19 protein-coding genes are annotated in these 19,807 nt (G+C 60.3%); 7 read left to right on the forward strand and 12 right to left on the reverse strand.

Going from position 1 to position 19,807, the window contains the following annotated elements; genetic code table 11:
- The first annotated feature begins 1 nt into the window (after nucleotide 1).
- Nucleotides 2-1,222, forward strand: a complete 1,221-nt coding sequence (locus GDN47_RS11340) for a DUF1501 domain-containing protein (RefSeq protein ID WP_152093358.1) — start codon at nucleotides 2-4, stop codon at nucleotides 1,220-1,222.
- Between the two features lie 41 nt (nucleotides 1,223-1,263).
- On the opposite strand, the gene GDN47_RS11345 is transcribed toward GDN47_RS11340, so the two are convergent.
- Entirely contained in the window at nucleotides 1,264-2,445 is a 1,182-nt protein-coding gene (locus GDN47_RS11345) for an MFS transporter (protein WP_152093359.1), read from the reverse strand.
- Nucleotides 2,446-2,635: 190 nt separating this feature from the next.
- Here GDN47_RS11345 and GDN47_RS11350 point away from each other — a divergent pair, with 190 nt between their 5' ends.
- Nucleotides 2,636-3,349, forward strand: coding sequence for a FadR/GntR family transcriptional regulator (locus GDN47_RS11350; RefSeq protein ID WP_152093360.1), 714 nt, complete (start codon nucleotides 2,636-2,638; stop codon nucleotides 3,347-3,349).
- Here GDN47_RS11350 and aspA read toward each other — a convergent pair.
- Nucleotides 3,321-4,748: an aspartate ammonia-lyase gene (gene aspA, locus GDN47_RS11355; protein ID WP_152093361.1), complete on the reverse strand. Its 1,428-nt coding sequence runs from the start codon at nucleotides 4,746-4,748 to the stop codon at nucleotides 3,321-3,323. The two genes, GDN47_RS11350 and aspA, sit on opposite strands and share 29 nt — an antisense overlap.
- 273 nt (nucleotides 4,749-5,021) lie before the next feature.
- On the opposite strand from aspA, the gene GDN47_RS11360 reads away from it, so the two are divergent.
- The 4 genes from GDN47_RS11360 (at nucleotide 5,022) to GDN47_RS11375 (ending at nucleotide 8,207) form a co-directional block, all read left to right on the forward strand.
- Entirely contained in the window at nucleotides 5,022-6,473 is a 1,452-nt protein-coding gene (locus GDN47_RS11360) for an amino acid permease (RefSeq protein WP_113333254.1), read from the forward strand.
- Nucleotides 6,470-7,429: an asparaginase domain-containing protein gene (locus GDN47_RS11365; RefSeq protein ID WP_152093362.1), complete on the forward strand. Its 960-nt coding sequence runs from the start codon at nucleotides 6,470-6,472 to the stop codon at nucleotides 7,427-7,429. Before GDN47_RS11360 ends, GDN47_RS11365 begins: the two co-directional genes overlap by 4 nt.
- 107 nt (nucleotides 7,430-7,536) lie before the next feature.
- Nucleotides 7,537-7,806 (forward strand): antitoxin, encoded by a 270-nt coding sequence (locus tag GDN47_RS11370; RefSeq protein WP_113353660.1) that lies wholly within the window; start codon nucleotides 7,537-7,539, stop codon nucleotides 7,804-7,806.
- Nucleotides 7,803-8,207, forward strand: coding sequence for a type II toxin-antitoxin system VapC family toxin (locus GDN47_RS11375; protein ID WP_113353661.1), 405 nt, complete (start codon nucleotides 7,803-7,805; stop codon nucleotides 8,205-8,207). Before GDN47_RS11370 ends, GDN47_RS11375 begins: the two co-directional genes overlap by 4 nt.
- A gap of 56 nt (nucleotides 8,208-8,263) precedes the next feature.
- Here the strand turns inward: GDN47_RS11375 and GDN47_RS11380 are convergent, their stop codons facing one another.
- Both GDN47_RS11380 and aceA read right to left on the reverse strand, forming a co-directional pair.
- Nucleotides 8,264-8,509, reverse strand: coding sequence for an SMc00767 family acetate metabolism repressor (locus GDN47_RS11380; protein WP_069614529.1), 246 nt, complete (start codon nucleotides 8,507-8,509; stop codon nucleotides 8,264-8,266).
- 26 nt (nucleotides 8,510-8,535) lie between these two features.
- The gene (gene aceA, locus GDN47_RS11385) at nucleotides 8,536-9,825 is read right to left on the reverse strand and encodes an isocitrate lyase (protein WP_113353662.1); all 1,290 of its coding nucleotides are present in this window, start codon (nucleotides 9,823-9,825) and stop codon (nucleotides 8,536-8,538) included.
- Between the two features lie 207 nt (nucleotides 9,826-10,032).
- On the opposite strand from aceA, the gene GDN47_RS11390 reads away from it, so the two are divergent.
- Nucleotides 10,033-11,445, forward strand: coding sequence for a helix-turn-helix domain-containing protein (locus GDN47_RS11390; RefSeq protein ID WP_152093363.1), 1,413 nt, complete (start codon nucleotides 10,033-10,035; stop codon nucleotides 11,443-11,445).
- Between the two features lie 163 nt (nucleotides 11,446-11,608).
- Here GDN47_RS11390 and GDN47_RS11395 read toward each other — a convergent pair whose 3' ends face one another.
- From GDN47_RS11395 to GDN47_RS11430, 8 genes are all read right to left on the reverse strand, one after another.
- Nucleotides 11,609-12,553, reverse strand: a complete 945-nt coding sequence (locus tag GDN47_RS11395; protein ID WP_152093364.1) for a sugar kinase — start codon at nucleotides 12,551-12,553, stop codon at nucleotides 11,609-11,611.
- Nucleotides 12,550-13,608, reverse strand: a complete 1,059-nt coding sequence (locus tag GDN47_RS11400; RefSeq protein WP_152093365.1) for an ABC transporter ATP-binding protein — start codon at nucleotides 13,606-13,608, stop codon at nucleotides 12,550-12,552. Before GDN47_RS11400 ends, GDN47_RS11395 begins: the two co-directional genes overlap by 4 nt.
- A 33-nt stretch (nucleotides 13,609-13,641) precedes the next feature.
- A complete protein-coding gene (locus GDN47_RS11405) occupies nucleotides 13,642-14,457 on the reverse strand; it encodes a carbohydrate ABC transporter permease (protein WP_152093366.1) in 816 nt (271 codons plus the stop codon).
- Between the two features lies 1 nt (nucleotide 14,458).
- Entirely contained in the window at nucleotides 14,459-15,394 is a 936-nt protein-coding gene (locus GDN47_RS11410; protein WP_152093448.1) for a carbohydrate ABC transporter permease, read from the reverse strand.
- A complete protein-coding gene (locus tag GDN47_RS11415; RefSeq protein ID WP_152093367.1) occupies nucleotides 15,394-16,725 on the reverse strand; it encodes an ABC transporter substrate-binding protein in 1,332 nt (443 codons plus the stop codon). The genes GDN47_RS11410 and GDN47_RS11415 overlap by 1 nt, the downstream gene beginning before the upstream one ends.
- A 60-nt stretch (nucleotides 16,726-16,785) precedes the next feature.
- Complete coding sequence (locus tag GDN47_RS11420; protein ID WP_152093368.1) at nucleotides 16,786-17,445, reverse strand: GntR family transcriptional regulator; 660 nt, start codon at nucleotides 17,443-17,445, stop codon at nucleotides 16,786-16,788.
- A gap of 21 nt (nucleotides 17,446-17,466) precedes the next feature.
- The gene (locus tag GDN47_RS11425; RefSeq protein WP_113333263.1) at nucleotides 17,467-18,351 is read right to left on the reverse strand and encodes a dihydrodipicolinate synthase family protein; all 885 of its coding nucleotides are present in this window, start codon (nucleotides 18,349-18,351) and stop codon (nucleotides 17,467-17,469) included.
- A 161-nt stretch (nucleotides 18,352-18,512) separates the two neighbouring features.
- The gene (locus GDN47_RS11430; protein WP_152093369.1) at nucleotides 18,513-19,805 is read right to left on the reverse strand and encodes an amidohydrolase family protein; all 1,293 of its coding nucleotides are present in this window, start codon (nucleotides 19,803-19,805) and stop codon (nucleotides 18,513-18,515) included.
- Nucleotides 19,806-19,807: the final 2 nt, after the last annotated feature.

Raw genomic sequence — 19,807 nt, forward strand, 5'->3', positions numbered from 1 at the left:
CATGACCTGCGAACTTATGACCCCCACCCGTCGTGCCGTACTTGGCGCCTCCGGCGCCTTGTTTGCCTGGGCCTTCATCCCGCGCTTCGCTCACGCCGCCGGCGGACGGGACCCGCGCTTCATCACCATCATCCTGCGCGGTGCGCTTGACGGTCTGACGGCTGTCCCACCCGTTGGCGATCCCGATTATCAGGCCCTGCGGCAGTCGATCGCCATGACGACGAGCGGCCCTGAGGCGGCTCTTCCGCTCGACAGCTTCTTTGCGCTGCATCCGTCGATGCCGAATTTCAATCGGCTCTATCGCGCGGGACAGGCGGCCGTCGTGCATGCCAGTGCGACGCCCTATCGCGACCGGTCGCATTTCGATGGTCAGGACGTGCTGGAGTCCGGTTACGAAATGCCCGGCCGCGTCGAATCCGGATGGCTGAACCGGATGCTCGAAGGACTGCCGAAGGGTGACAAGGTTTCACCGGGAGCTTCGGAGATTCGAGGTCTCTCGGTCGGCGCCAATGCGCCACTCGTCATTCGCGGCAAGGCGCCGGTACTCGGCTGGTCGCCATCGACCCTCCAACCGGTGAGCGACGACCTGCCGCCGCGGCTGATGGATCTCTACAATCACACCGACCCGCTCTTTGCGAAAATCCTTGCTGAAGGCATTTCGACCGGCAAGATCGCCGCTGGCCTCGATGTCAAGGCGAAGGGAGGTCCCGGCGATCCTACCGGCATGGAACAGATGGCGAGAGGGGCCGCGCGCCTGCTGGCTCAAGACGATGGCCCGCGCGTTGCGGCACTGGCTTTCGAAGGATGGGATACTCATGCCGGAGAGATCGATCGGCTGAACAAGCTGCTCGTCGGGCTCGATAATTCGTTTGCCGCCTTCCAGCAGGAGCTTGGTCCGGCCTGGAAGGATACCGCGATTCTTGTTGCGACCGAATTCGGCCGCACGGCGCAGGTCAATGGTACCCAGGGCACCGACCACGGCACCGGAACGGCGGCCTTTCTCGCCGGCGGCGCGATCAAGGGCGGCCGCGTGATCGCCGACTGGCCCGGTCTTAAACAGGCGCAGTTGCGCGACGGCCGTGACCTTGCCGCCACAACGGATCTGCGCGCTGTGGTCAAGGGGATCGCGGTCGATCTGCTTGGGGCGTCACCGACCCTGTTGACGCGCGATGTCTTTCCGGGCTCCGATCATGTCCTGCCAATGAAGGGGCTGATCGTGTGACCGGCGCGCCGGCGGCCGGCGTTAAGGGCCGCCAATAGAAATTACGTGAGGGCCGCATTGGGAGGAACGGCGCCGCTGCACCTTTCGCGCGCTGCGGAGAGGATGGCAACCACGCAGGCCAAGGCAAGCGTGATCGCGCCAAGCACCGGCAAGCTGCGATAGCCATAGCCGCTCTCGAGCAGTGCCGCACCGACACTGGCTGCAATCGCAATGCCGATGTTGAACCCCGAAGGAATGAGTGAGGAGGCAAGGCCCGGCGCATCGGCGGTCCACATCAGGATGCGAGCCTGGATAGGGGTGCCGATTGCAAAATTAAGCGCGCCCCAAACGAAGATCGCCACGCTCATCGGTAAAGGATAGGGGCTGACCAGGTAAAGAATGACGAGTATCGCGGACTGGATGGCGAGCATCGCGATAAGCGAGGGCATCAGCTTCCAGTCCGACAGCCTGCCGCCGATCACAACACCCAATGTCGCTCCAACGCCATTGAGCAGGAGAACCCAGGGAATGAGCATGACATCGAGGCCCGTTACTTCGCTCAGGAGCGGCGTTATGTAGGTGAACGGCACCATCTGGCCGATCATCAATGCGAGCATCATGATAAGGGACGTCCAGACCTGCTGACGGCCGAGAACGCGCACTTCGCCGCTCAAATGGCCGGATTGCTGAGATTCTGCTTTCGTTTGCGGAATCAAGACCCATATCGCGACCAATGCGAGGACACCGACCAAGGTCATCGCCCAAAACGTCATCCGCCATCCCCAAAGCCCACCGATTGCCGCGCCCAGAGGAACGCCGACAATATTGGAGACCGTCAGGCCTGCGAGGATCACGGAGACTGCACGCCCTCGAAACGCTTGCGGCACGAGGCCGACCGCAACCACCATGGCGATGCCGAAATAGGCGCCGTGGGCGACGGCAGTCGCAACACGGAAGAAGAGCATGGCGGCGAAGTCAGGTGCAAGCGCGCAGGCGATCTGACCCAGGCAAAAGGCGATCGTCAGAGCAATCAGAATGGTTCGGCGCGAAATCTGTCGTGTCGCCATGGTCAGGAGCGGCCCGCCGAGGGCAATCCCCAGCGCATAGCCGGAAACCAGATAGCCGGCAAAGGGGATCGAGACATCAAGACCCTGTGCCACGTCCGGAAGGATGCCGGCAATGACAAACTCGGTCGTGCCGAAAGCAAACGCAGCCAGAAACAATGCGAAGAGGGGTAAGGGCACGTCCAGCTCCGATATAAAGGAATAAGGATTTCTTTATATCGACATGGGGGATACATCAAGCACGAGTTATCGTCGGTGACATTCTTCACATAATGCCAGTTCTTTCGACGGGCTTTCAGCCGGAGAGACATGCACCAATTCGGGGTGCGATCGCTTGACAAGCGAAGAATGTTTGTGAAGTTTGACTGTTATGAGTGAGGTGGCTGATTGGTTATCTTATACAAGTCCGATCAGTCGGAAAAACGCTGCCGAGGCAGTGTTTGAGGATATTCGTTCGGCAATAACATCGGGACGGTTGGCGGTCGGGACACGGCTGCCCGCCGAGTCGCAGCTTGCGACGCGTTATGGTGTCAGCCGTCCGATCATCCGCGAAGCGCTCCGCTCGCTTCAGACGCTCGGCCTCACCCAGACGCGCACCGGCAGCGGGACCTACGTTCTGACCTCCACTCCCGGTCCGGAACTCCGCTATGGCGGTTATTCCGCCCGCGACCTGATCGAGGCGCGTCCGTTTATCGAAGTCCCGGCGGCAGGTTGGGCGGCGCTACGGCGCACGGAACAGCAGCTGGCGCGCCTGCTTGAACTTTGTGATGAGATGGACGGGGAAGAAGACCCATTGAAGTGGGTAACTCTGGACTCGGAATTCCATTCCATGATTGCCGAATCCTCCGGAAATGCCGTCTTTTCCAAGATCGTTTCCGACGCCCGCGACGCACTGATGCGCCAATCGGAGTTGGTCAACATGATGGCGCAGCGCCGCGTGGCGTCGAATGTCGAGCACCGCCGCATCGTCGAGGCGATTGCGGCGGCCTCGGAGCAGGAGGCCATCGCGGCGATGGAGGCCCATCTCGGTCAGGTCAAGCGCGTGGTGACCACGATCATCGGCGAGGGGCAACAGCCTCATTGAGAGCAATCGGCAGGTTGGCGAGCCGTTCCGGCCGTAGCGCCTCGAAAAGCTCTTCCGCGGTCAGATATCCATGATCCAGCACGATTTCCGGCACTGTGCGTCCTGTTGCCAGCGCCTCGCGAGCAACTTTGGTCGCCGCCTGGTAGCCGATCAAAGGATTGAGCGCTGTCGCAAGGCCAATCGATTCCTGCAGGCGTTGTGCCATCAGAGCCGGATTGGCCGTGATACCGTCAACGCAGCGTTCGGCTAGGATATGGCAGGCGGCGGTCAGATGCATGATGCTTTCCGATAGCGAGCGCACAATGATCGGCTCGAAGGCATTGAGCTGCAGTTGGCCCGCTTCCGCCGCCATGGTCACGGTAATGTCGTTGCCGATGACGGAGAACGCCACCTGGTTGACCATTTCCGGGATCACCGGATTGACCTTGCCGGGCATGATGCTCGAACCTGCCTGCATGGCAGGCAGCGTGATCTCGCCGATGCCGGCGCGAGGCCCGGAAGAGAGCAAGCGCAGGTCGTTGCAAGTCTTGGATAGCTTGACTGCGACGCGCTTCAGTACACCGGAGAGATGGACGAAGGCGCCAGGGTCCTGCGTTGCTTCGATGAGGTCGCTTGCGGTGACCAGCGGACGGCCCGTCAGCCGGGCGAGGTGGGAACAGGCAAGGGCGGCATAGCCGACAGGTGCATTGAGGCCGGTGCCGATGGCGGTGGCGCCGAGATTGACCTCATGCAAAAGGGCCGCCGATTCGATCAGGCGGGATCGATCTTCCCCGAGCATGACGGCAAAGGTCCTGAATTCCTGGCCGAGCGTCATCGGCACGGCATCCTGTAGCTGCGTGCGGCCGATCTTCAGAATGCCGTCGAATTCCTTGGCCTTGCGTTCGAAGGCCTCCTGCAGCGTCTCCATTGCCGCCGCCAGATTGTCGATCGCTTCGATCAGCGCGACATTGACGGCTGTCGGATAGGCGTCGTTGGTGGATTGGCTGAGATTGACGTGGTCGTTCGGATGAAGGTGAGCATAGTCGCCCTTGGCATGGCCGAGCAGTTCGAGCGCGCGGTTGGCGATGACCTCATTGGCGTTCATGTTGGTAGAAGTGCCGGCGCCGCCTTGAATCACATCCACGACGAACTGGTCGTGAAGCTCGCCGGCGCGGATTTCGCGGCAGGCGCGCACGATGGCGTCGAGCCTTTCCTTGCTGAGCAAGCCAAGTTCGTGATTGGCAAGAGCCGCTGCTTCCTTGACGAAGGCCAGGCCCCGAATGAGATGTGCATAGCGGCCGATCGGTGTTCCCGTGACCTGGAAATTCTCAACCGCTCTTGCCGTATGTACCCCCCAATAAACCTCAGCTGGAATATCCTTTTCGCCCAGCAGGTCATACTCGCTTCGCGTCTTGACCACATTATCCTCCTATGGTCGAAATCAAGCTATATCTGTCAAGCTGTATGACAGATTTTGAAATCTGTTATCCGTTCGCTCCTGCCACGTCAATAAGTGCTGCCCGGCTTGACCTGCGGGCTTTTCTATGTCTAAGAGAAAATCTGTCATACAGCATTACAGCATGACCGGCGATCGCTAGGCTTGATCGGCGGCCAGATTAAGGCAGCGGCATCCGGTCGGGTGCAAAATCACCCGGATCCGCCGCCCATGGACAAACGGCTCGAGGGAGGAGCAATGTCAGTCGAACCTATTCAGAATATTCCGGCGGATCGCCGGCCGCCGGTCAATGAGGATCTTGGCTACCACAAGGCGTTGAAGCCGCGGCAGATCCAGATGATCGCCATCGGCGGCGCTATCGGCACCGGTCTCTTCCTCGGCGCGGGCGGACGCCTTGCCGCAGCCGGGCCAGCGCTCATCTTCGTCTACGCGCTCTGCGGCTTCTTTGCCTTTCTGGTGCTGCGCGCGCTCGGCGAACTCATTATGCACCGCCCGAGCTCCGGCTCTTTCGTTTCCTATGCCCGCGAATTCTACGGCGAGAAGATGGCCTTTGCCGTCGGCTGGATGTACTGGCTGAACTGGGCCATGACCTCGGTTGCCGATGTGACGGCCGTCGCCCTCTACATGAATTTCTTCAAGCATTACGTGCCCTGGCTTGCGGGCATCGATCAATGGGTCTTCGCGCTGATTGCGCTGATGGTCGTGCTGGCCATGAACCTTCTGTCGGTGAAGGTCTTCGGCGAGCTCGAATTCTGGTTCAGTCTGGTGAAGGTTCTGGCGCTGGTCAGCTTTCTCGTCATCGGCATCTATTTCGTCGTTTCCGGTACGCCGATTGCCGGTCACTCGGCGGGGTTCAGCATCATCAGCGACAGTGGCGGCTTCTTCCCCAACGGCATTTTGCCGGCCTTCGTCATCATACAGGGCGTCGTCTTCGCCTATGCATCGATCGAGCTGATCGGCACGACCGCCGGTGAAACTGAAGATCCACGCAAGGTCATGCCAGGCGCGATCCGCACGGTGGTCGCCCGTCTGTTGGTCTTCTATGTCGGCTCGGTCCTGCTTCTGTCGCTGCTTCTGCCTTACACGGCCTACAAGGCCGGCGAGAGCCCCTTCGTCACCTTCTTCGGGACGATCGGCATTCAAGGTGCTGATATCATCATGAACCTCGTCGTGCTGACGGCAGTGCTGTCCTCACTCAACGCCGGCCTTTACTCCACCGGCCGCATCCTGCATTCGATGGCGGTTTCGGGCTCGGCACCGGCCGCGCTCGCCAAGATGAACAAGGCAGGCGTCCCCTATGGCGGCATTGCGGTGACGGCTGTCGTGACTGTCATCGGCGTGGCGCTGAACGCCGTCGTTCCGTCGGCCGCTTTCGAGATTGCGCTCAATCTCTCAGCGCTCGGCATCATCTCGGCCTGGGGCGTGATTGTATTGTGCCAGCTGAAGCTCTGGAAGTTGTCGCAACGGGGCGAGATGGCCCGGCCGGATTTCCGCATGTTCGGTGCGCCCTATACCGGCATCCTGACGCTCGTCTTCCTGTTTGCGGTGCTGGTGCTGATGGCGCTCGATTATCCGGTCGGCACGTGGACGATCGCCTCACTGATCCTGATCGCGCCGGCTCTTGTGATCGGCTGGTATCTGTTGCGGGATCGGATCTATCGGCTGGCAGCCGAGCGGGGCCAGTCGTGACGGCTGGGCAAGTCAATCCGCTGGTGGCAGTCATTGCCACCGGCGGCACCATTGCGAGCGAGCGCACCGATAGCGGCGCCAGCATACCGTCGCTGACGGGAGAGAGCCTGTTGGCACTGCTCCCGGATATGCCTGTCGATCTCAGGCCCGTCGAGCTGATGGCAAAGGATTCGGCGAGCCTGACGCTCGCCGACATGCAGGGGATCAGCGACAAGGTCGGCGAATTGCTTGCCGATGATGCCATCAACGGCATCGTCATCCTGCATGGCACGGACGCTATGGAAGAGACGGCGTTGCTCGTCCATCTGCAGCACTGCCTGAGCAAGCCCGTCGTATTTACCGGCGCGCAATTTACCGCAGATCACCCCATGGCCGACGGGCCGGCCAACCTTGCTGCTGCCGTTGCCGCAGCCGTCGATCCTGCAAACGCGAGGCGTGGCGTGCTCGTCTGTTTCGGCGGCCGCCTGCTGCCGGCTTGGGGCCTCTATAAGCATTCTTCGGATAGTGCCGATGCGTTCCGTCAATCGCGGCCGCTCGAAAATCCGCCAAGTCCGCGGCTTGCGGCGGCGCTCGATAATGTGCGGATTGATGTCGTCGCAATCTATCCTGGCTGTGACTCGGTGCATGTGGATGCAAGCCTGAGGGCAGACGCCCATGGCATCGTTCTGGCGGCTCTCGGTTCCGGCAATGCCAATCCGCGTCTGGTCGAGGCTGTCAGGCGCTGTGCCGATGTCAGCGTACCCGTCGTGGTTTCCAGCCGCGTACCGGAAGGCTTGCTCGTTTCAAGCTATGGCGGTGGCGGTGGCGGCCATGATCTTGCGGCGGCCGGTGCAATCCACTCCTCCACACTGCGACCGGGGCAGGCGAGAGTTTTGCTGGCAGCCCTGGTTGCCTCTGGAGCCACTGCGGACGTCGTCAAGCAGGCATTCTCTGATTTCGCAGACGTGAAGTCCTGAGCAAGGGCTTTCGCGGAAAAGTAATCTTGTGTCGTTGGATTCAGCGGGCTTGAAATCAGATCCGTTACGCTGCATATACATATGGATATGCAAGGAGGGAGGTTAGCATGCGCCATCTCCGAGATAACGAACCTAGTCCGCCACGAGAAGCCAAGCTGTTTCGTAACAACAAGAGTCAGGCCGTACGCATCCCGGCTGACTTCGAGCTTCCTGGCGATCGAGTGATGATTCACCGGGAAGGAGATCGGCTTATTATCGAGCCGGTGCGCCGCAAGAGCTTGCTTGACGTTTTGGCAAGTTTGGAGCCTCTCGGACCAGAGGATCAGTTTCCCGATATAGATGATACTCTGTTGCCAGCGAAGGAAATCGAGCTTTGAATAAGCTCTACATGCTGGATACCAATATCGTATCCGAACTTGCGCGAAACCCGCAGGGTACCGTTGCCAAGCGCATCGCAGATGTCGGGCCGAATGCAATTTGTGTCAGCATCGTTACAGCCGCAGAGTTGCGCTATGGCTGCGCTAAAAAGGGATCGCCGAAATTGCTGGCACAGATCGAGGCCATCCTGGGAAGCATACCGGTGCTCGCGCTCGATGTCCCTGCCGATGCCGAATACGGAGCCATTAGGGCCGAGCTGGAAGTTGCTGGCAAATCCATCGGCCCAAACGACCTGCTGATTGCTGCCCATGCTCGTGCGCTGGAGGCGGTCCTGGTAACAGCTAATATCGGCGAGTTTAAGCGCGTCCGCGATCTCCGTGTCGAAAACTGGCTGGATTGAGCGTCGGGCCGGCCGTTAATGACGGCGCGGCCCGAACATCGTTGCATCTATCTTCGTCAAGCCTGATGCGCAGCCTTGGCGACGACGACGGGGATCAAGAGGTCGCCCCAATTGCCGTTACCGCCATGGTGGCGGGCCGAGCGGACGAGCTCGACGGAAACGCCGGCTTCGACCGCATTCATGACCGCCTGGTTGAGGCGATGCAGCTCATTGGCCAGCATGCGGATGACCGCCTGCTGATCGGCATTCATGGTGAGAGATTGCTCCTCAGCTCTCTCGCGAACGCGTGCTATCGATGCCATGTCATTCTCCTCCTAAGATCCTGATATCACTCTGCTGCCGGTTTGAATTGGGCATGCTCGGTCGATCCGTGCATGGCGGTGGTGGACGACTGGCCGCCGGTGATTGCCAGCGAAACCGCATCGAAATAGCCGGTGCCGACTTCGCGTTGATGCTTGGTGGCGGTATAGCCATTGGCCTCGGCTGCAAATTCCGCCTGCTGCAGCTCCGAATAGGCGGCCATCTGGCGAGCCTTGTAGCCGCGGGCGAGCTCGAACATGCCGAAATTCAGCTGGTGGAAGCCGGCAAGCGTGATGAACTGGAACTTGTAGCCCATGGCGCCTAGTTCGCGCTGGAACTTGGCGATCGTCGCGTCATCCAGGTTCTTCTTCCAGTTGAAGGACGGCGAGCAATTGTAAGCGAGCAGCTTGCCGGGATGGATCCGATGCACGCCCTCGGCAAATTTACGCGCCTGCTCCAGATCCGGCTTCGACGTCTCGCACCAGATGAGATCGCAATGCGGCGCATAGGCGACAGCACGGGCGATGCAGGGTTCGATGCCGTTCCTGACCTGATAGAAGCCTTCGACCGTGCGGCCGGCGTCGTAGTCGACGAAAGGTTGGTCGCGCTCATCGATGTCCGAGGTCAGAAGCTTCGCGGCCTCGGCGTCGGTACGCGCAACCACGAGGGTCGGCACGCCCATGACGTCGGCCGCAAGCCGTGCCGCGTTGAGATTGCGGATATGGGCCGCCGTCGGGATGAGGACCTTGCCGCCGAGATGGCCGCATTTCTTCTCAGATGCCAGCTGATCCTCGAAGTGGACGCCCGCAGCCCCCGCCTCGATATAGGCCTTCATGATCTCGAAGGCATTGAGGGGACCGCCGAAGCCCGCTTCGGCATCGGCGACGATCGGAGCAAACCACGTGTCGACGGAAAGCCCTTTGCCTTCCGCGGTCTCGATCTGGTCGGCTCTTTGCAGCGTGCGGTTGATGCGCTTGGCCAGCTCCGGGCCTGCATTGGCCGGATAGAGCGATTGGTCGGGGTACATGGCAGATGCCGTATTGGCGTCGGCGGCAACCTGCCATCCCGAGAGATAGATCGCCTTCAGGCCGGCGCGGACCATCTGCATGGCCTGATTGCCCGAGAGCGCACCGAGCGCATTGACGAAATCCTCCTCGTGGATGAGCTGCCAGAGGCGGTTAGCACCCATCTCGGCCAGTGAATGACGGATGCTGACCGATCCGCGCAGCCGCTCGACATCCGCGGCCTTGTAGGGGCGCTCGATGCCATCGAAACGCCCGGTTGGTGCGCTGGGAACCAGTTTGTAAAAATCTGTCATGCTATTCTCCCGGTACTTCCTCTTGATCCTTCGATCGATCTCCGTTGCACGACTATTTTTACAATATCAATGCTGCAAGGGCGAGAAAAACTGGAAAATGCCGTTAGATAAAAGGGTTATGATGTGTTACTGTTGACATTAGTCTTCGGTAAAATTGTAAATCTTGTAAAAATCTTGCTGATGAGAGCTTTGTAAAAGGTATGACACATGGTTGAGCGCAAGATCTTTGCAGGTCCGAAGGTTCGGCGCATTCGCATGGGCCTCGGTCTGACACAGACGACGATGGCGCAGGCGCTCGATATCTCGCCATCCTATCTCAACCTCATCGAGCGCAACCAACGGCCGCTGACCGTGCAGCTGCTGTTGAAGCTGTCGGCGGTCTATAAGGTCGACCTCGACGAGCTGCAGGGCGGAGAGGCCGGCAGTGCAGGGCAATTGCGTGAAGTTTTTGCCGATCCGCTGCTGTCAGGCGAGATCCCTGGGGATCAGGAGCTGATCGAGCTCGCCGAGGCCGCGCCGAATGCGGCAAACGGCATGATCCGGCTTTATCGCGCCTATCGCGAGCAGGCGGCAAGGTTGTCCGATCTCGCCGAGCTTCTGGGCCGCGAGGGCCGGGTTGCCGAGGTCGCCGGACCGCGACTGCCGCTCGACGAGGTTCACGATCGCCTGCAGTCGCGTCCGAATTTCTTTGCCCGCATCGAAGATGCTGCGGAAACCTTCCATGAACGCCTGTCGCCCGGCGACGACCTGGCGGGCGCATTGAAGGCATGGCTAAAGGCCGAGCATGGCGTCGCGGTGCGCCTGTTGCCAGTGCATGCCATGCCTGGTTTGCGTCGTCGCTACGACCGGCATTCGATGCGGCTTTTCCTGTCGGAGCGTCTTTCGCCCTTCGATCAGATCCGGGAGATTGCGACTGAAGTCTCTCTTTTGGCCCTGCGTCAAGAGATCGCCGCCGAACTCGATGCTCTCGCGCTTTCGACGCCTGAGGCCAATCGCATCGCCCGTTTCGAGCTGGCGCGCTACGCTTCCCATGCGCTTCTGATGCCGTATGGCGCCTATCTCTCGGCAGCGCAGCGACTGCATTATGATATCGATGGTCTGAGTGCCCGTTTCGGCGTTTCTTACGAGCAGGCCGCCACGCGGCTGACCAGCCTGCAGCGCCCCGGCGCATCCGGCATTCCGTTTTTCCTGACGGAGATCGATAATGCCGGCCATCGTCTGCGCAAGGCTGGCGCCCAAGGCTTTCCACAGGCGCGTTTCGGTGGCGCCTGTCCGAAGCTCAATATCCATGCCGCTTTCACCCAGCCCGGCCAGATATTGGTGGACGCTGCCCAAATGCCTGACGGGGGCGGCTTTCTGACAATCTCGCGAACGATCGAGGGGCCGCGGGCCGATTTCGGCGAAAGGGTGCGCCGCACCGCACTTCTGATCGGCTGCGATATCTCCCATCGCGACGAGGTGGTCTATGGGAAGGCGCTGGGTAGCAATCAGGTCATGATCGGTCCTGCCTGCCGCCTATGCGAACGGCAGGGCTGTCTGGCGAGAGCCGAACCGCCGGTCACGCGCCCACTTGGCCTCGATGAAATGGCGGCTGGTCTGAGTGTGTTCGATTTTCAGTGATTGCATTGATTGTCACCATCGGGAGAGGGCGAGAACGCCGCCTTGAGGCGTGGGTGCGGCCTCGTTGAGATGAGAATTGAGAAATCTTACAGGAAGATGCGAGCGATCGCCAAGCGCCGCTTTTCGCGCCTGAAAGCCTGATGCCCCGCTCGCGTCCCAGCTTTCAACGCGAATGGGATCGGCAGATCACCTCGGCCCGCGTCGGTGACCCGGAGCGCCCCCCAAACGACTCGCACTTGATGGCAGCGGCGATAGAGGAAAAGCGGATTGCGTCTGCCGGCGCCATTCCTTCCGCGATTGCCAGAGCGAACGCGCCGTGAAAAATGTCGCCGGCGGCAAGCGTGTCGACGGCCTTGATGGAAATAGTCGGGCAATGCGTGACGGTATTGTTTTGCTCGTCGAACCAGTGACTGCCCGCTGCACCCGCCGTTACGCAGATGAAGGCATGGTCGAACCGTTGTTTCAGACGCCGCGCCATCTCGGGCACATCGCTTGTTCCCGCGATACGCTGTGCGGCTGGCTCCGAAAAGATGATGTGGGTCGCTTCCGGCGCCAGCTCCTCGATGACGCCGTCAGGAGCCACGTCGCCGTCTAGAATGGCTGGCCTGCCCATGGCTCTTGCGGTCTTGAGAACTTGCAGCGCCAACGCCGGCCAGCGGACGTCGACGAGTACGGCATCGAAGGCGGCGATCTCGTCGGCCGAGAATGCCTTGACGGTGTGGTGCAGTTCCGGATCGTAGAAGGGAACGATCAGTCTTTCGCCGTCATCGTCCACCAGGATGGTCGAGACGGCAGAGCGTGCGCCCTCTATGCGCGACATGCCTCCGACGTCGATGCCGGCGGCGTCCAGATCGCGGATAATGCGCTCGCCGGTATCGTCGCGGCCAACGGCACCCCACAGGCTTGCCTTGCCGCCGAGCCGGATAATGGCATAGGCTGCGCTGGAGGCCATGCCTTCCGCGATCTGCAGCATGTCGTAAGGCAGAACCTTTCCCTGACCCTGCGGAAGGGTGCGGACGCGAAAAAGCGTATCGAGAACGGCAGCGCCGACACAAAGGACGTGCCTGGCCCTACCGGCCGGTGGATCGAAGATGGACAGAGCGCTCAAAGCCGCTTTCCGCTCGCCTTGTCGAAAAGATGGATGCTGGCCGGGTCGATGCCGATTTCGATCTTGTCGCCGAAGCGGATGTTGAGCCGCTCGCGGAACAGACAGGAGATGTCTTCCCCGCCGCAGTCGAGCTTGGCATAGATCTCAGATCCGGTGCCTTCGACAATGCCGACCCGAGCCGGTAAGCCGCCGAGGGCAGCTCGGATATGCTCGGGCCGGACACCGTAGACGAGTGGGTGCCCACCATGCTGCGCGATCGGAAAGCCTTCCGGCAAGGGCAGGATCAGACCTCTGTCGCTGCGGAAGACGCCCTCCTCAATCCTGCCGTCGATGAAGTTCATTGAGGGTGAGCCGATGAAGCCGGCGACGAAGAGGTTGGCCGGACGATCGTAGAGATCGAGCGGCGCGCCAACCTGTTCGATGAGGCCGCCATGCAGCACGACGATTTTGTCCGCCATGGTCATCGCCTCGACCTGGTCATGCGTCACGTAGATCGTCGTCGTGCCAATGCGCTGATGCATGGATTTGATCTCGCCGCGCATCTGGACGCGCAGCTTTGCATCGAGATTGGAGAGCGGTTCGTCGAACAGGAAAACTTGAGGATCGCGGACCAGTGCGCGGCCCATGGCGACGCGCTGGCGCTGGCCGCCGGAAAGCTGACGAGGCAGGCGGTCCAGCAGATTTTCCAGGCCAAGGACGGCGGCCGCCTTCTGCACTTTAGCGGCGATTTCCGAAGCCTCTGCCTTTTTCAGCTTTAGCGCAAAGCCCATGTTTTCGGCGACCGTCATATGCGGATAGAGCGCGTAGTTCTGGAAGACCATCGCAATGTCGCGGTCGCGCGCCGGCAAATGGCTGACTTCGCGCCGACCGATATGGATCTCGCCGTCGCTCACCTCTTCAAGCCCGGCAATCATGCGCAGCAGTGTGGACTTGCCGCAGCCCGAAGGGCCGACGAGGACGACGAATTCGCCGTCGGCGATATCGACGCTGATATCGTGAATGACCTTTACCTGGCCGTAGCGCTTCTGGATGCTCTGTATATTGACGGGTGCCATGAATGTGATCCTATCCAAAAGATAAAGGCTGCGTCACTTGACGGCGCCGGCTGTTAGACCGGCGATGATCTGTCGTTGTGCGAACATCGTCAGCACGAGCACCGGCAGCGTCACGATCAGGGCGGCAGCAGCAAGCGGTCCCCAGCTCACCTGCTCGAAGGAGAGCATGTTATAGACGGCCACCGGCAGCGTGCGGGTCTCGCGGCTCGCAAGCACAATGCCGAAGACGAAATTGTTCCACGAGAAGATCACCGACAAAATGAAGGCGACGACGATGCCGGGCCGGGCGATGGGCAGAGCGACGAGCCGGAAGACCTGCCACGGTGTCGCGCCGTCGATGCTTGCCGCCTCCTCCAGTTCCATCGGGGTCGTTTCGAAATAGCCGATCATGATCCAGACGACGATCGGCACGGTGACGACGAGATGGATGATGATCTGCGGCCAGAGCGTTCCGAGCAGATTGAGCCATTGGAACAGCAGGAACAACGGGATGAGGAAGGATAGGCCGGGCGTCATGCGGGCGATCATGATGACGATGGCGGATTTCTCAGCCTTCAGCCGTGCAATGCCATAACCGGCCGGCACGCCGATGATGAGTGCGAGTAGGGTCGCTGCCCCCGTCACGAGAATGGAGTTCCAGAAATAGAGAAAGAAGTTGTTTTCCTGGAAGACATTGACGTAGTTCGTCCAGGCGAAACGATCGGGAATAAGGATCGGCGGATAGGCGCCGTTGTCGATCTCGTATTTCAGCGACAGCGAGATCATCCAGAGGAAGAACAGAATAACGGGCGAGACGATGACCAGGGCCACGAAGAATAGGCCGATACGGTTGAGTGTCGAACGCTTCATCTCAATGTCCCTCCGCGTCGGTCCATTTCGTCCGCTGCCGCATCATCAGGAGCATGAAGGAAAGCGCGACGATGAGGATGAAGAACACCACAGCCATGGCCGAGCCATAGCCGATGTCGTAATAGGAAAAGGCGGTGTTGTAGAGATAGATGTTGATCGTTTCAGATGCCGTTCCCGGGCCACCCTGCGTCATCGCATAGATAATGTCGAAGCTCTTGATCGCGTCGATACCGCGGATGATGACGGCGATCATCAGGAAAGGCGAGATCATCGGCAGGGTCAGATAGCGGAACTTCTGCCAGGCATTCGCACCGTCGATTTCGGCGCTTTCATAGGGTTCGCGCGGCACGGAGGCGAGACCGCCGAGCACGATCAGCATGACCAGCGGCGTCCATTGCCACACCTCGACGAGGACAAGCGAGGGGATGACGCTCGCTTGATTGTAGATCCACTCCTGCGGTCCGATACCCACAAGCGAGAGCAGGTAATTGAGCACGCCGAGCTGCGGGTGAAACATCATGGTCCAAACGAGCGCCACCGCGACGGGAGTTGCCATCATCGGCATGACGAAGATGCCGCGCAGGAATCCGCGCAGCGGAAAGTTTGCATCGAAGATCAGCGCCGCCAGCGTTCCGAAGATCAAGGGGCCGACGACGGAGAGCACGGTATAGAGAACCGTGTGCCAAAGGGATTCCCAAAATCGTACATCGGTCGCCAGCCGGACATAGTTGTCCCAGCCGACGAAACTCTGCGATTGACCGAGCGTCCACTTGTTCACGCTCATCCAGAGGGTGAAGACCCAGGGGAAGACGATGACAGCGGCAATGACGATCAATGCAGGAATGACAAAGGGCCAGTAGTTGGTAGCAAGCCGTTGCGGCTTGCTCCTTCCTTTGGTTGCCTTCGCGGCGGTATCTTCGATGCTCACGGAAGCCATCATCCCTCGCTTCGTGCCAGAACAGGCTCGAACTGGGCGGTTGCCGTCTTCAGTTCGGCTGCCGGATCTGCGCCGCCGATCATGTTTGTCAGCGCGACACCATAGATGTCGCGGAACTCGGTGACCGGGATGATGACGGGTAGCGCCAGCTGGGAGACCTTGGCGGAGCCAGCGACGGCATCGAGCCAGGCACCCGGCATTTTCACACCTTCGCGAACCTTCTGATCCTCCAGAATGGATTGACGGAAGGGAACGCCTGCACCGGCCTGCAGAAGACGCGCGCCCATGTCGTGCGAGATCGCCCATTGGCAGAAGAGATAGGCGGCTTCCTTCTTCTGACTGGCAGCAGTCACGCCGATGCCGTCGCCGGTCGTCGCAGCTGCCTGTGCGTTCGGCCCTTTCGGCATGACGCCGTAGCCGACCTGGCCGACGACGCGGGATTTTTCCGGATTTTCGATGGGCGGCGCAAAGCCGACGCCATCGACCCACATGCCGATCTTGCCTTGCAGGAAGGCTGATTGCGCTTCCGCCCAGTTGAAGCCGGAAACACCCGGAGGTGCCGATTTCGTCATCAGGCGTTGATAAAGCTTGGCGGCGTCGACGGCGCCCTGCGATTCCGTCTGCAGCTTGCCGTCGGCCGAAAGCGGCGTCGTACCGTAGCCGAGCATGAAGGTCGTCCAGACCGGGGCGTTGGCATTCTTCAGGCCGCGGGCGACGAAGCCGTAAGTGTTGGTCGATTTGTCCGTCAGCGCCTCGGCGGCTTTCGCCATATCTTCGAAGGTTTCGGGATAGGCCAGGCCCTTCTTCTCAAACAGGGCCTTGTTCCAGTAGACGATCCAGTAGTCCACCGAGAAGGGCAGGGAGCGCATGACGCCTGCGGAATCCTTGGCGAACTTCAGCCCGGCCTCGGCGAAATCGCTTTCCGTCAGCGAGGGATCGGTGAGCGACGGGTCCTTCATGAAGCCGCTGATATCGGCGAGCCAGCCGCCCTTTTCGAACTGGCGCTTCTGGACGTGGTAACTCAGGTGCACGACGTCGAAGCTCGGCTTGCCGGAGCTGAGCTCGATGGTGGTTTTCTGGCGCTGCTGCTGCTCGGGTGTCGCCTCGGCATTGACCTTGATGCCGGTCAGGGCTTCGAACTCGCTTAAGTATTTGAGGATCGTTTCGCTGCGCGGGCTCTTGACCAGATTGACTTCGAGCGTCGTGCCGGCAAAGCGCTTCCAGTCGACGGCTGCCGAAGCGGTGCGGACACCGAGAAGGCTTGCCGCGCCGAATGCAGCCGTGCCGGCCATGAAGCCGCGACGTGTCGGATTGAAAAGTGACGATGACATTGCGTTCCTCCTCCTTTTGGCCGAAAATCTCCTCATTCGCGGCCTGTTATCCAAAGCTATTTACATCTTTAATGCGCGATCCCGGGCTCCGCCGATGTGGGCGACCAGCGCGGTAACCGCCTCTTCGGCGGATCGTCGCTGGATGGCCTCAAGCACTTTCAAATGCTCGTCCATGACCGGCCCGACATGGCCGTTGATGCGGAACCTGTCCTGACTGATCAGTCGCATCTTGATCGAATTGACCCGATAGGCGTTCGAGATGATCGTATTGCCGAGCGCATCGATGAAGGCATCATGCATGCCCCAGTCCACCGATTGCGCGTGAAGCTCCAGCTCCGGGGAATTGTCGCCGGAGCGGATGGCATCGGCGATATCGCGATGATCCTTCAGAAGCTTGGCGATCGTCTCGTCCGATGCTGAATGGGTAAACAGCGCAACGGCTTCCTTCTCCAGAAAAAGACGAAGCTGGAACGCTTCGCGGATCAGGTCCAGATCGATATGGGCGATCTGCAATCCACGCTGCGGAACCGTCTTGATCAGACCTTCCGCTTCCAGACGCGGGATCAATTCGCGGATCGCGCCGAGCGTCAGTCCCGTCAGCTCGACCAGCCGCCGCTGCGAGATGAATTGCCCGGGACGAACGTCGCGCGCCAAGAGATGGCGTGTGAAGCTCTCATAGGCTTTCTCTCTCAACGTTGTCTGTTCGCCTGGTCCGTCCATCGGCAGCTCCGGGCTGTTCGGTTAGGCTGCTTTGGCGCGAAACAGTGCGCCGAAAGCAGCAAAGAGCGTGTCGGAATCTTGGCTGTTCAATGCCACGAGCGGCGGGCGCACGGCAAGCCAGCTATCGTCCTCCGTCAACCGGGCGAGAATAGCCTTGATCGAAGGAATGACCGGATAGTTCAGCAGCTGTTCGACGAAACGCTCGACATTGGCGTCAGCGATACCTTTTTCCGCCATGGCCTGCACTTCGCGAGGAAGAAGATTTGCCATGCCGGAGATTGCTCCCTGTCCGCCGAGCCGAACGCCGCGGGCAAGATGCCGCTCGTCGCCAATCAGAATGATGAGATCGCCATGCGTCTTCAGCAGTTCCTCGGTATAGGGCCAATCGCCCGAGGAGTCCTTGACGCCGACAACGACATCCGGAAATGCGGTGCGCAGGCGGCCAACGAGGGAAATGGATAGCGGCACCATCGTTACCGACGGAATATTATAGACGATCACGTCGCGGGCATGCGTGCCGAGCATAGTGAAAACGGCCGCGAACCATTTGAAGAGGCCATCGTCGCTGACGTTCTTGAAGTAGGAGGGTGGGGCAAGGAGAATGTTGCGGACACCCTGCGCCAGCGCTTGTCCAGCCTGCGCTGCCGCATCTTCTGCGGCATCGACGAGCACGCCCATGACGATCTGCTTCGGCGCAATGCCGGCGGCGAGCATGGCGGCCAGAACCTGCTGGCGCTCCTGCATGCCGATCGAAGCGCCTTCGCCCGTGGTGCCGAACAGGGTGACGCTCTTGCAGCCATTGGCAAGGCAATGCTTTGCCTGCTCGATCACACCCGGGATTGCAATCTCGCCATCAGCGTCGAAAGGCGTTGCTAGCGCGGCCGACAGGCCAAAATTCTCACTCATCCGATCCTCCCGATCTTGTGAGATCAGTGCGTAGCATGCTGACATGTTAGTTGTAAAGCGAAGTTTACATCAGTCGCCTATATGTGATTACACGGACGTCGAATTGGCGGCGGTAGCAGTTGATGGTTGGGAATTTTATGGAGCCTCGGCCCCGGCCTCTGTTAGCCCCTTGCAGGCACGTAGTCGAGCCCGCCATCGATTTGTGAAGGCCGGCCATCGAGGAAGAGTTCGCCGATGCGCGGCGCGGAGCGGGCAATGACCTTGCCGCGCTTGATGACCGCGAGACGATTGGGCTTCAGCCGTAGCGCTTCCAGCGTGTCGACGGCCTGCAGCACGACAAAATCGGCATTACAGCCCTTTTCCAGGCCGTAGCCTTCCAGGCCGAGCGTCTTGGCGGAGTTGATGGTGAGCGCATCGAAAATCTTCTTCTTGTCTTCGATGCCGGCCATTTGTGCGACGTGGATAGCCATGTGGCCAACTTCGAGCATGTCACCCGAGCCCATCGAATACCAGGGGTCCATCACGCAATCATGGCCGAAGGAGACGTTGAGCCCGGCATCCATAAGTTCGCGCACGCGCGTCATGCCGCGCCGCTTGGGATAGGTGTCGTGCCGGCCTTGCAGCATGATGTTGATGAGCGGGTTAGGGATCACATTGATCTTCGCCTCTGCCATCAGCGGGATGAGCTTGGAGACGTAGTAATTGTCCATCGAATGCATCGAGGTCAGGTGCGAGCCGGCAACGCGGCCCTGCAGCCCGAAGCGGACCGTTTCTGCCGCCAGCGTTTCGATGTGACGCGACATCGGGTCGTCGGTTTCGTCGCAATGCATGTCGACGGGAAGACCGCGATCGGCGGCGATCCTGCACAGTGCTTCGACCGACGCCCGTCCTTCGTCCATTGTACGTTCGAAATGCGGAATGCCGCCGACGATATCGACGCCCATGTCGAGCGCGCGTGCGAGCGAAGCCACGCCATCCTTGGCGCGATAGTATCCATCCTGCGGGAAGGCGACGAGCTGCAGATCGATATAGGGCTTGACCCTGTCCTTCACCTCCAGAAGCGCCTCGGCCGTCACCAGCTTGGGATCGGACGTGTCGACATGGCTGCGGATGAACAGCAGTCCTTGCGTGACGGCGAGATCGCAGTATCGTAGCGCGCGCTCGACAAGCTCCTCCTTCGTCACGATGGGGCGCAATTCTCCCCAGAGGGCGATGCCTTCCAGAAGCGTGCCGGATATATTCATGCGCGGCAGGCCGAGCGAAAGCGTGGCATCCATATGGAAATGCGGGTCGACGAAGGGCGGGCTCACCAGCCGATCGGTCGCATCTATTTCTTCCTTGCTCTCGGTGGTAATCGAGGCTTCGATTGCTGCGATCCTGCCATCCTTGACGGCGATGTCGATGCCTGTGCGGCCATCTGGCAGATTGGCATTGCGAATGATCAGATCGAACATGA

The organism is Martinezella dioscoreae (assembly GCF_009176305.1).
In the GTDB taxonomy this organism is placed as follows: Bacteria; Pseudomonadota; Alphaproteobacteria; order Rhizobiales; family Rhizobiaceae; genus Rhizobium; species Rhizobium dioscoreae.

Coding starts and splice junctions, on each gene's coding strand:
- GDN47_RS11340 (WP_152093358.1), top strand. CDS start 2: ATGACCTGCGAACTTATGACCCCCACCCGTCGTGCCGTACTTGGCGCC.
- GDN47_RS11350 (WP_152093360.1), top strand. CDS start 2,636: ATGAGTGAGGTGGCTGATTGGTTATCTTATACAAGTCCGATCAGTCGG.
- GDN47_RS11360 (WP_113333254.1), top strand. CDS start 5,022: ATGTCAGTCGAACCTATTCAGAATATTCCGGCGGATCGCCGGCCGCCG.
- GDN47_RS11370 (WP_113353660.1), top strand. CDS start 7,537: ATGCGCCATCTCCGAGATAACGAACCTAGTCCGCCACGAGAAGCCAAG.
- GDN47_RS11380 (WP_069614529.1), bottom strand. CDS start 8,509: ATGGCATCGATAGCACGCGTTCGCGAGAGAGCTGAGGAGCAATCTCTC.
- aceA (WP_113353662.1), bottom strand. CDS start 9,825: ATGACAGATTTTTACAAACTGGTTCCCAGCGCACCAACCGGGCGTTTC.
- GDN47_RS11390 (WP_152093363.1), top strand. CDS start 10,033: ATGGTTGAGCGCAAGATCTTTGCAGGTCCGAAGGTTCGGCGCATTCGC.
- GDN47_RS11400 (WP_152093365.1), bottom strand. CDS start 13,608: ATGGCACCCGTCAATATACAGAGCATCCAGAAGCGCTACGGCCAGGTA.
- GDN47_RS11405 (WP_152093366.1), bottom strand. CDS start 14,457: ATGAAGCGTTCGACACTCAACCGTATCGGCCTATTCTTCGTGGCCCTG.
- GDN47_RS11410 (WP_152093448.1), bottom strand. CDS start 15,394: ATGGCTTCCGTGAGCATCGAAGATACCGCCGCGAAGGCAACCAAAGGA.
- GDN47_RS11415 (WP_152093367.1), bottom strand. CDS start 16,725: ATGTCATCGTCACTTTTCAATCCGACACGTCGCGGCTTCATGGCCGGC.
- GDN47_RS11420 (WP_152093368.1), bottom strand. CDS start 17,445: ATGGACGGACCAGGCGAACAGACAACGTTGAGAGAGAAAGCCTATGAG.
- GDN47_RS11425 (WP_113333263.1), bottom strand. CDS start 18,351: ATGAGTGAGAATTTTGGCCTGTCGGCCGCGCTAGCAACGCCTTTCGAC.
- GDN47_RS11430 (WP_152093369.1), bottom strand. CDS start 19,805: ATGTTCGATCTGATCATTCGCAATGCCAATCTGCCAGATGGCCGCACA.